The organism is Celerinatantimonas marina, assembly GCF_046054165.1.
GTDB lineage: Bacteria > Pseudomonadota > Gammaproteobacteria > Enterobacterales > Celerinatantimonadaceae > Celerinatantimonas.
In genome coordinates this window covers 175640-186852 of record NZ_JBFNXK010000005.1, presented here as the reverse complement: position 1 = coordinate 186852, position 11213 = coordinate 175640, and the positions used below count along the sequence as shown (strand labels likewise).

The window sequence follows — 11213 nt, the reverse complement described above, 5'->3', positions numbered from 1 at the left end:
AAAAGTCCCTCGCGTGCTATTTATGGTGCATCGATTTGATCATGGCGAGTTAGTTTGGTGCATTATGCATTTACTGGTAGCGCTCGGGTTCGAGAATGATTCCATCGCTGATAATGATGACTGAGCCAGATAAAACGCAAAATTAACAGAACCGCAGAACAGCTGAGCCCGAATAAAAAGGAAAGCCAAAAACCAGTTGCTCCAAGAGGATGCGGTGTGAACCAATCGGTAAAGCCAAGAATACAGCCACTTCCCAGACCGACAGGCCAGTAACTGATTAGTGTGATGATTAAAACACTGCGTGTATCCTGATATCCACGTAGTGCTCCGGATAATATCACCTGAATTGCATCAGAAATCTGGAATAAGGAAGCAACGAATAAAAGATGGCTGGCGATGCTAAAGACAGCCTCCGAATCGGTATAAAGTGATGCGATATTAAATCGAAATGATAAGGTTGCTGAGGCCGTAAACAGCGCAATAATAACACCGACGAATACGCCTAAGAACCCTACTTTTCGAGCATCGTATAGTCGCCGTTCTCCTAAAAGATGACCTATTCGGATCGTTAATGTGATCCCAATACTGAGAGGGATCATGAAAATAATAGAAGAGAAGTTTAGCGTGATTTGGTGTGCTGCTATGGTATCAGCTCCAAAAGGAGCCATGAGAATAGTAATAGCAGCAAACAGGCTCGATTCAAAAAAGATCGATCCGGCAATCGGGAGCCCTAGTTTTAGCATCTGGAAGATAATTCGAGGATTGGGACGCCGTCGAATATGCGTTAAATGTAATGAGCGATAGCGAGGGCCTAAATAAACATAGGCAGCCATAGCTGCAGCCATTAAAGACAGGACAATCGCACTGGCTAGTCCACAACCTGCGCCCCCAAGTCGAGGAAACCCGAATGACCCATGAATGAAAATGTAATTAAGGGGAATATTGGCCATTAAGCCTAATATTCCGATTAGCATGATGATCCGTGTGTTACCCATCCCTTCATTCAGGCTGCGTAAAGCTTGATAAAAACAGTTTCCAAATATGCCAAAAACCATAAAGTGCACATATTGGGTTGCCAGATGAATTAAACGAGGATCATCGGACATAGCTGCAAGGATCAATGGTAATAGAGGAGCAATCAGTATCACAATTAAACTGAGGATGAATGCCAACCAGAGCGATTGAATGATTGTTTGCCGAATATGCCGGAAGCGTTTGGCTCCAAAATGGTTGGCCACAAGTGGTGTAACTGCCATTAAAGCGCCTTGGCAGAAAAATATAATGGGTAAAATAAGTCCACTTCCGAGAGCGACTCCCGCCAGATCTGTTGCGCTGACTTGCCCAGCCATTAATGTGTCAACAATACCCATACCTATAACGATCAATTGGGCAACAAGTACGGGCAGTGCAAGACGAATTAGTTGGGCTAACTCGTGCCGATAAAATGAATTCATAGAATACTCATACCGGCCGCAAATAATTGTGGCGGTAGTTTATGTTTCCTGCGTTAAAGTGGTAGCAATCCGGGATATAAAACTATTTTAAAAACCGTTGCTGCTTATGAAGTTTAAAGAAATCTAAGCTATGCATGATTATAGAAAATTCCCCTTTCTATGTCTTCTATTGTTTAGCTCAAATTTGAGTTATCGAGTTTAACTCGTGATGATAGGGGCGATCGATGATGAGATGAATAATCGCATGAATTAATTTGCTTTTATTAATTGAGTTTACTTGAATGATTCGATAGGATCGGCAGCTATCGTCCGATTGTAACGGGCGAATTTATAACCAATTTAAACATTTCATCAAAAACCATATCTGCATGTGATGTTTGGTAGGCATCACCACTGTAGTTTAAGGAAATATTATGCCAGTTATTACCCTTCCTGATGGCAGTCAGCGCTCATTTGAACAACCTGTAACAATTGCTGAAATTGCAGCTGATATTGGTGCCGGTCTGGCTAAAGCATGTATTGCCGGACGCGTGAATGGTCAACGGGTTGATGCCTGTGATGTTGTCAGTGAAGATGCCAACGTTGAGATTATTACGTCTAAAGATGATGACGGTTTGGAAATTATCCGCCATTCATGCGCGCATTTATTAGGTCATGCGATTAAGCAGTTATGGCCTGATGTGAAAATGGCAATTGGTCCAACGATTGAAAATGGCTTTTATTACGATGTCGATCTGGAGCATTCATTGACGCAGGAAGATTTAGATGCGTTAGAAAAAAGAATGCATGAATTGGCAAAAACCAATTATGACGTCGTTAAAGAAAAAGTTTCTGTTGATGAAGCAAAGCGTGTTTTCAGTGAACGTGGTGAAACATATAAACTGGAAATTATTGAAGGAATAGATCCATCAGATCACCCAGGCTTGTACCATCACTTAGAATATGTCGATATGTGTCGTGGCCCTCATGTGCCAAATATGCGTTTTTGCCAGCATTTTAAATTAATGAAAATGGCAGGGGCTTATTGGCGTGGTGATAGCAACAATAAAATGTTGCAACGTATTTATGGGACTGCTTGGGCTGATAAGAAACAGCTAAATAGTTATTTAAAACGTCTCGAAGAAGCAGCTAAACGAGATCATCGTAAAATTGGTAAAGCTTTAGACTTGTTCCATTGGCAGGAAGAAGCGCCAGGAATGGTGTTCTGGCATAACGATGGATGGACCATTTTCCGTGAATTAGAAAAATTCGTCCGTGAAAAATTGCATCAGTATGATTATCAGGAAGTAAAAGGGCCGTTGATGATGGACCGCGTTTTGTGGGAAAAATCAGGCCACTGGGATAAATATGCTGAAAATATGTTTACCACATCATCTGAAAACCGTGAATACGCGATTAAACCGATGAACTGTCCAGGCCATGTACAAATTTTTAATCAAGGGCTGAAATCGTATCGCGATTTACCATTACGGATGGCTGAGTTTGGAAGTTGTCATCGGAATGAACCTTCTGGGGCTTTGCATGGCTTAATGCGAGTTCGGGGCTTTACTCAGGATGATGCTCATATTTTCTGTACAGAACAACAAATTCAAACTGAAGTTTCATCATGCATTAAAATGGTCTATGACATGTATGCAACATTCGGTTTTGAAAAAATTGCTGTAAAACTATCAACACGTCCTGAAAAACGTGTCGGAAGTGAAGAGATTTGGGATAAAGCCGAAAACGCATTAAAAGAAGCTTTGGTCGCAAATGACCTAGAATATGAGCTTCAGCCAGGAGAAGGTGCGTTTTATGGACCAAAAATTGAATTTACTTTATATGATTGTTTGGACCGGGCGTGGCAATGTGGTACGATCCAGTTAGATTTCTCTATGCCTGGTCGTTTAGGTGCCTCTTACGTTGGTGAAGATAATGAACGTAAGACCCCAGTCATGATTCATCGGGCCATTCTCGGGTCAATTGAACGGTTTATCGGTATTTTGACAGAAGAGTATGCTGGGTTCTATCCTTTATGGTTAGCACCAACCCAAGCAGTGGTGATGAATATTACTGATAAACAGGCTGATTTTGTTAATGAAACTGTAGAAGCGTTAAACCACGCAGGGATTCGTGCAAAAGCAGACTTGAGAAACGAGAAAATAGGTTTTAAAATTCGAGAACATACTTTAAAACGGGTGCCGTACTTACTAGTCGTTGGTGATAAAGAAGTAGAAGCTCAGGAAGTAGCCATCCGTACCCGGAAGGGTGTTGATTTAGGTAAATTAAGCGTCAGTGCATTGATTGAAAAACTGCGTGCCGATATCGACACTCGAGTGACAGCAACGTCGGAGGAATAAGCTATAAAAGGTGGAAGAAGAGGTCAGCAACAGGTTGTTAGACCTAATAAAATTAACCGTGAAATCCGAGTTCCTGAGGTTCGTCTGATTGGAATCGATGGTGAACAGGTCGGTGTGGTAAGCATCGATGAAGCCTTGGAAAAAGCCAGTCAGGCAGGCGTCGATTTAGTGGAAATAAGCCCAAATGCAGAGCCCCCTGTTTGCCGGGTTATGGATTACGGAAAATTCCTCTACGAGAAAAGTAAGTCTGTAAAAGAGCAGAAGAAGAAGCAAAAACAGATTCAGGTTAAGGAAATCAAATTCCGGCCTGGAACTGATGAAGGTGATTATCAGGTCAAACTACGCAACCTGAGTCGCTTCATTGAAGAAGGCAATAAAGCCAAAGTAACCTTGCGATTCCGTGGTCGTGAAATGGCCCATCAGCGTTTGGGTTTTGATTTGTTAAATCGTATTAAAGACGATTTGGATGAATTAGCCATCGTTGAGGCATTTCCTAAAATGGAAGGTCGCCAAGCTATCATGGTTTTAGCGCCTAAGAAGAAGTAGTTAAGGCTTTCAAGTAAGGATCAGCTCCCTGTAAAGGGAGCTGATTGTTCGCCTTTGCTATAAGTTTATAATTGATCCAATGCGGAGTGCATGTAAATGCCAAAAATTAAAAGTGACCGAGGTGCTGCTAAGCGCTTCAAGAAAACCGGTTCTGGCGGTTTTAAATGTAAACAAGCTGGTCTGCGTCATATTCTGACTAAGCGTCGTACAAAAGTTAAACGTCAGCTTCGTGCTAAAAGCATGGTTGCAAAATCAGATCTTGCAGCTATCGCACGTATGTTGCCTTACGCTTAAGTTAGAGGAGATAACAGATGGCAAGAGTTAAACGTGGTGTAACAGCCCGCGCACGTCACAAAAAAGTTCTGAATAAAGCTAAAGGTTACTACGGAGCTCGTTCACGTGTTTATCGCGTAGCGTTCCAAGCTGTAATCAAAGCTGGTCAATATGCTTATCGTGACCGTCGCCAGCGTAAACGTCAATTCCGTCAATTATGGATTGCACGTATTAACGCTGCAGCTCGGCAAAATGGCTTGTCTTACAGTCGTTTCATCAATGGCTTGAAAAAAGCTTCTGTTGAAATTGATCGTAAGATTTTAGCTGATATCGCTGTTTTCGATAAAGTTGCATTTACAGCTTTGGTAGAAAAAGCGAAAAGCGCACTGTAATTTAACAGTTTTGTAAGAAACCCGGCTTTGGCCGGGTTTTTTTATGCCTGAAAAGGCTTGATCTCTAAGAGAGTTTTTCTCTCAAACTAGCCATTTTAGTGACTTTCTATTACTATTCATGTTTAAATTTCTAATCATCTCAAAACCCATTTTTAAGCGGGATAGAGGAACTCATGCAAGAACTAGAAGGGCTAATTCATCAGGCACTTTCTCAGATCGATGATGCCGGTGATATAGCTGCGCTGGACGCGGTTCGCGTTGAATATTTAGGCAAAAAAGGTCTGATGACTAAGCAGATGCAAACTCTAGGCAAATTAAGTCCTGAGGAGCGTCCTGCGGCAGGACAAGCCATTAATAACGCTAAGCAAACTATTACAGAATCTATCAATGATAAGCGACAAGCATTGCAACAGGCTGTGCTGGACGCTAAGTTGGCGAGTGAAAGTATTGATGTTACATTGCCGGGCAGAAATTCAGAGCGGGGTGGTTTGCATCCTGTTTCTCGTACGATTGATCGGATCCAAAATTATTTTGGTCAATTAGGGTTTGAAACAAAAGTAGGTCCGGAAGTTGAAGATAGCTTTCATAACTTTGATGCGCTAAATATTCCAGCCCATCATCCGGCCCGAGCAGATCATGATACGTTCTATTTCAATCCTGAATTAGTTTTACGGACCCAAACTTCTGGGGTTCAGATTCGGACGATGGAAACTCAGAAACCCCCGATTCGAATTATTTCTCCAGGTCGCGTTTACCGCAATGATTATGATCAGACTCATACCCCGATGTTTCATCAGGTTGAGGGGTTAATGGTTGACACTAATGTCAATTTTACGGAATTAAAAGGGATCCTCTACGATTTCCTACAGAGCTTTTTTGAGCAGGATCTTAAAATTCGTTTTCGTCCATCTTATTTTCCATTTACGGAAACATCTGCGGAAGTAGATGTTTTAGGAAAAAATGGATGGCTTGAAGTGTTAGGTTGTGGAATGGTCCATCCGAATGTATTGAGTTCGGTGAATATCGATCCAGAACAATATACTGGTTTTGCCTTTGGTATGGGGGTCGAACGTTTAACGATGCTTCGTTATGGCGTCAATGACTTGCGAGCATTTTTCGAAAATGACTTGCGTTTCCTGAAACAATTTAACTAAAGGTAATAGCAATGAAATTAAGTGAATCGTGGCTTCGTGAGTGGGTTAATCCGCAACTGACTCGGGATGAGTTGGTTGAACAAATTACGATGGCTGGCTTAGAAGTTGATGAAGTGATCCCCGTAGCTGGTGATTTTTCTGGAGTTGTGGTTGGGAAAGTTGTTGAATGTGAACAACATCCTGATGCCGATAAGTTACATGTAACTAAGATTGATATTGGTCATGATGCGTTACTCGATATTGTGTGCGGTGCTCCAAATTGTCGACAGGGATTAAAAGTGGCTGTTGCCACCGTCGGGGCTGTATTACCCGGTGACTTTAAAATCAAAAAAGCTAAATTACGAGGGCAACCTTCTTTCGGAATGTTATGTAGTGCCAGCGAATTAGCCATTAGTGATGATAATTCTGGCATATTGGAACTTCCTGACGATGCTCCTATTGGCCAATCTGTCCGGGATTATCTGGCCTTAGATGATTATGCGATTGAGATCGATTTAACACCTAACCGAGCTGACTGTTTAAGTGTGGCTGGGATCGCTCGGGAACTTGGAGTCCTAAATAATTTAGATGTCAAGACTCCGGAAATCTTGCCGTCAGCCGTTACCTTGGATCGCAGTTTTAAAGTTAATGTGATCGATACTAAAGCTTGTCCTCGTTATCTTGGGCGTGTTATCGAAAATGTTGATATTAAAGCATCTACACCACTCTGGATGACTGAAAAGTTGCGTCGAAGCGGTATTCGGTCGATTGATCCTGTAGTTGATGTGACTAACTATGTTCTTTTAGAGCTGGGCCAACCTCTGCATGCATTTGATCTGGATAAGTTACAGGATCATATTGATGTCCGGTTGGCTCAAGAAGGTGAAACGTTAGTCACTTTAGATGAACAAGAAGTCAAACTGGATACAAATACATTAGTTATTGCGGATCAACGTGGTCCAATTGCATTGGCTGGTATTTTTGGTGGGCTTCATACAGGTGTTACAGAAACTAGTCGCCATATCTTTTTAGAGAGTGCTTTTTTTGCGCCTCTCGCAATTACAGGCCGTGCCCGTCAATATGGTTTACACACGGATGCTTCACATCGATATGAACGTGGCGTTGACTGGCAGTTGCAAGAACAGGCCATTGAGAGAGCGACTCAATTAATTATCGATATTTGTGGTGGGCAAGCTGGGCCTGTTGTGATTGAAGAAGATCTTGATGCATTACCTAAACCTCAGCCTATTACACTCAGAAAACAGCGATTAGAACGCTTGATCGGTTATTCATTTACAAGTGATTTGGTTACAGAAATTCTACAGCGACTTGGTTTAAGTGTGACAGCCATAAGTGAAGGTTGGCGTGTTGTTGCACCAAGCTATCGCTTTGATATTGAAATTGAACAGGATTTGATTGAAGAGGTCGCACGTATCTTTGGATACAATGAAATTCCTAATTTAGCCCCTCTGGCACATCTGCAAATGCATTCGATTCCTGAGTCAAAATTGTTGTCGACCCGGTTAGCTCAAATTTTAGTTGATCGAGATTATCAGGAAGCGGTGACCTATAGTTTTGTCGATCCTAAAAAACAGCAGTTATTGGCACCTGGACAAGCAACGATGGACCTTCCTAATCCAATTTCTATCGATATGTCTCAGATGCGAGTGAATCTGTGGACAGGCTTGCTGAATACATTGTCATATAATCAAAAACGTCAACAATCTCGCATTCGATTGTTTGAACGAGGTTTGCGATTTATTCCTGATCCAAATGCTGAAAATGGTGTGAGACAAGATGAATTGATGGCAGGGGTTATCAGCGGTTCTATTGCTTCAGAAGGCTGGAATAGTGATGCCCGGGAAGTTGATTTTTATGACATTAAAGGTGATGTCGAAGCATTGATTTCTGCGACCGGTTTAGCCTCTGAATTTGAATTTATTTCTGCGGAATGTGCCGCATTACATCCAGGTCAATCTGCTCAGATTTTACGTTGTGGAAAGCCTGTCGGATGGGTTGGTGCGCTGCATCCTCAGTTGGAGAAATCGTTTGCGATTAATGGCCGAGTTTTCTTGTTTGAAATCGAAGCAGAGGCCTTAATCAAGGGCTCTATTCCTGATGCAAAACCTGTGTCTAAATTTCCATCAAATCGTCGGGATTTAGCTATTGTCGTTGATCAGCAGACGAATGCCTCAGATTTATTAAAATGTGTATGGAAAAATGGCACAAATCAACTAGTTGGCGTAAACTTATTCGATGTATACCAAGGTAAAGGTATCGCTGAAGATAAGAAAAGCGTTGCAATTAGTCTGACTCTTCAGGATCAAGAGCGGACCTTGGAAGAAGGTGAGATTGCTGCACTGATCGACACGATTGTCGCTGCGCTCAAATCCGAATTCGATGCATCCTTGAGGGATTAAATATGGCATTAACTAAAGCTGACCTTGCGGAGAATCTCTTTGAACGGTTGGGATTTAGTAAAAAAGAGTCGAAAGATGTTGTAGAGGCATTTTTTGAAGAAATCCGATCATCGTTAGAGGTTGGGGAACAAGTTAAAATTTCCGGATTCGGTAATTTTGATCTGCGTGAGAAAAATCAACGCCCAGGTCGAAATCCAAAAACGGGAGAGGATATCCCTATTAGCGCCAGACGGGTTGTTACATTTAGACCTGGTCAGAAATTAAAAAGTAGGGTGGAGAACGCTGAACCATCTTCCTCTGACTCTGATGAGTAAAGGTTAACTTTCCAAAGCCTTAGGGTGGGTTTTTACCTTAAGGCTTTGTTCTCTAATAGCGTTAATGCTATGGAATTGTTTTGCCATTATTTTGCCACTCTTTCATATGAACTTCTCTAAACAATCATAAATATGATGCCAGATAACCTAATTTATCGGCGTAGAGATTAAGTTTTTCCAAAATCTATCTCGTCTTTTTTAATTTAATTACAAAAATATGCGATTTAATAGTTATGCTTGCAGCACAATAAATAGTGCCAATAAAAAGAATCTAGAATATTCCTAACTTATTGGCACGGAAGGCACATTATAATTTAAATAAGCCAATGTCTTGGCGGAGCCGTTCACTTAATTTGGCGAGTTCTCCAGCCTGCCGGGAACTTTCAGTTGCCACTAGCGCTAATTCTTCAGCTGCAGAATGAATATTCGTTGTATTTTCATTTATTTCAGAGGTTACGGATGTCTGCTCTTCTGCTGCAGTGGCTATTTGGGTGGCCATCTCGTTAATCGTTTCAATGGACTGTCTTATTTCTTCGAAGCTTCGATTTGCCGCTTCGGTATCATTAACACTATGATCCGCTAATTCACGGCTGTTGGTCATACTGCTTACAGCATGATGAGTTGAACGCTGTAATACCTCAATCATATTTCGAATCTCTTCGGTAGAAGAATGTGTGCGTTGGGATAATGAGCGAACTTCATCGGCTACGACGGCAAAACCACGACCTTGCTCTCCAGCGCGAGCGGCTTCAATCGCAGCATTAAGCGCTAGGAGATTCGTTTGCTCTGCGATGCCAGAAATCGTAGTTAGGATTGAACTAATTTCTTGTACATGTGAGTCTAATTCACTGATAGCATTCATTGTGGATTGCAGTTCACTGGCAAGTTTATTAATACTTTCCTGACTCTGATGAACTTGGATCTGTCCACTGTTACTTAAACTTACAGCGTTATCGGATGTTTGGGCTGTATTCGCAGCATTATTCGCAATTTCTTGAGTTGCAACAGTCATTTCATTGACTGCCGTTGCCACCAGAGTGACTTCCTGTTGCTGGCTATGGATTTGTGTTTCACTTCGATCAGATGTTCGGGTTGTGGTTGCGGCCTGTTCCACGAGTTCATCACAAATATCCCTTAGCCGAGATATGATTCCATGTAAAAACTGGACAAAACTATTAAAATTATGGGCCAGCTGTCCAATTTCATCCGTTGAATTAGTTTGTATTCGGAGGGTGAGATCCCCATTCCCACTAGCTATATTACTCAGTCCTTCAGATACATTCCTAAGATCTTTAAAAAGCCATCGGATCAGGAATGATGCGCCTATTGCGGCGATAACAATTAAGATTACCACGATAAGTAAAGTTTTTAGCAGCAGGCTGAAAAGTGGTGCATCCAGCACTGACTTTTTCATGGCTAGTCCTAAAATCCACTCTGTATGTGGAATCGTACCTAAATATACCAGCATTTTTTGCTGATTGATCGTTACCGCGCTGATTGAATTCTTCGATGCAAGATTGAGCAGATTGCTCTGTGAAAAGCTGGGTGAAAGCACTGTCGGCTCTTTCAGAATAAGGGATTGTTCTGGATAAGCTGCGATGACATTTCGGCGATCAAATAACATTGCATATCCATCTCCTTGAACAGCCATCGAAAGAACATTGTTTACGATCTTATCCATATAAAACAGACCGCCGATAGCTCCGGCGAATTTTCCATTGACGATCAAAGGATATACAAAAGTAATGGCTAGTTTTTTACCAGTTGCTGCAATATATGGTGCAGTAATCAAGGGTTGCTGTTCTGTTTTGGCTGACTTATACCAGTCCCTGACTCGGGGATCATAGCCTGACTTATCGAGTGACGGATCATGACGATACATTGTACCATCTTCAAGGCCAACGAAGGTAAGGGCAAAATCGCCACTGGTTTTGGTTTGGCTTAGCAACCGTAATATTTTTTGGTGATCTAATGGGCCTGACTGCAGTTCTATATCGAGTTGCTCTGCTAATCCCTGCATAATATTTTTATGATCTGAGGCCCAACTTGAAAGATAGCTTTTAAACGCAGTAGCTTGTGCTTGAGCTTCTGAGTTAATTAATTTATCCCGGGATGCCTTCAACTGGGAATAAGAAAGTGTCCCAAGACAGATTGATATGATGGCAATAACAATAATCGTTACTGCACTGAGCTTTCCTTGAAGTGATAGTTTCATAAATACTACGACCTTATAGGTTGCCGGAATCGGTTTTTGTAGTACTACTTCCAGTATAGCGGCAAGCTGATGGTTCGCTTGAGTGAAATTATAACTTTATACAAAATTAATATTTTGATTATCAAGA

9 protein-coding genes are annotated in these 11213 nt (G+C 41.7%); 7 read left to right on the top strand and 2 right to left on the bottom strand.

From position 1 onward, the window contains the following. Positions 1–62: 62 nt before the first annotated feature. Positions 63–1454 (bottom strand): MATE family efflux transporter, encoded by a 1392-nt coding sequence (locus tag ABUE20_RS07455; protein ID WP_408619249.1) that lies wholly within the window; start codon positions 1452–1454, stop codon positions 63–65. A 413-nt stretch (positions 1455–1867) separates the two neighbouring features. On the opposite strand from ABUE20_RS07455, the gene thrS reads away from it, so the two are divergent. The 7 genes from thrS (at position 1868) to ABUE20_RS07420 (ending at position 8871) form a co-directional block, all read left to right on the top strand. After that, on the top strand, positions 1868–3793 hold the full coding sequence (thrS, locus tag ABUE20_RS07450; RefSeq protein ID WP_408619248.1) for a threonine--tRNA ligase: 1926 nt from the start codon (positions 1868–1870) through the stop codon (positions 3791–3793). Between the two features lie 3 nt (positions 3794–3796). Beyond that, on the top strand, positions 3797–4339 hold the full coding sequence (gene infC, locus ABUE20_RS07445; RefSeq protein ID WP_408619325.1) for a translation initiation factor IF-3: 543 nt from the start codon (positions 3797–3799) through the stop codon (positions 4337–4339). Between the two features lie 96 nt (positions 4340–4435). Beyond that, positions 4436–4633, top strand: coding sequence for a 50S ribosomal protein L35 (gene rpmI, locus ABUE20_RS07440; protein WP_408619247.1), 198 nt, complete (start codon positions 4436–4438; stop codon positions 4631–4633). A 17-nt stretch (positions 4634–4650) separates the two neighbouring features. Beyond that, positions 4651–5004: a 50S ribosomal protein L20 gene (gene rplT / locus ABUE20_RS07435; RefSeq protein ID WP_408619246.1), complete on the top strand. Its 354-nt coding sequence runs from the start codon at positions 4651–4653 to the stop codon at positions 5002–5004. A 173-nt stretch (positions 5005–5177) separates the two neighbouring features. Continuing rightward, a complete protein-coding gene (gene pheS / locus ABUE20_RS07430; RefSeq protein WP_408619245.1) occupies positions 5178–6158 on the top strand; it encodes a phenylalanine--tRNA ligase subunit alpha in 981 nt (326 codons plus the stop codon). An 11-nt stretch (positions 6159–6169) separates the two neighbouring features. After that, positions 6170–8557 carry a phenylalanine--tRNA ligase subunit beta gene (gene pheT / locus ABUE20_RS07425; RefSeq protein WP_408619244.1) on the top strand — a complete coding sequence of 796 codons (2388 nt, stop codon included), beginning with the start codon at positions 6170–6172 and terminating at the stop codon, positions 8555–8557. A 2-nt stretch (positions 8558–8559) separates the two neighbouring features. Continuing rightward, positions 8560–8871 carry an integration host factor subunit alpha gene (locus ABUE20_RS07420; protein WP_408619243.1) on the top strand — a complete coding sequence of 104 codons (312 nt, stop codon included), beginning with the start codon at positions 8560–8562 and terminating at the stop codon, positions 8869–8871. A gap of 307 nt (positions 8872–9178) precedes the next feature. On the opposite strand, the gene ABUE20_RS07415 is transcribed toward ABUE20_RS07420, so the two are convergent. Next, positions 9179–11086: a methyl-accepting chemotaxis protein gene (locus ABUE20_RS07415; RefSeq protein ID WP_408619242.1), complete on the bottom strand. Its 1908-nt coding sequence runs from the start codon at positions 11084–11086 to the stop codon at positions 9179–9181. Between the last annotated feature and the right edge of the window lie 127 nt (positions 11087–11213).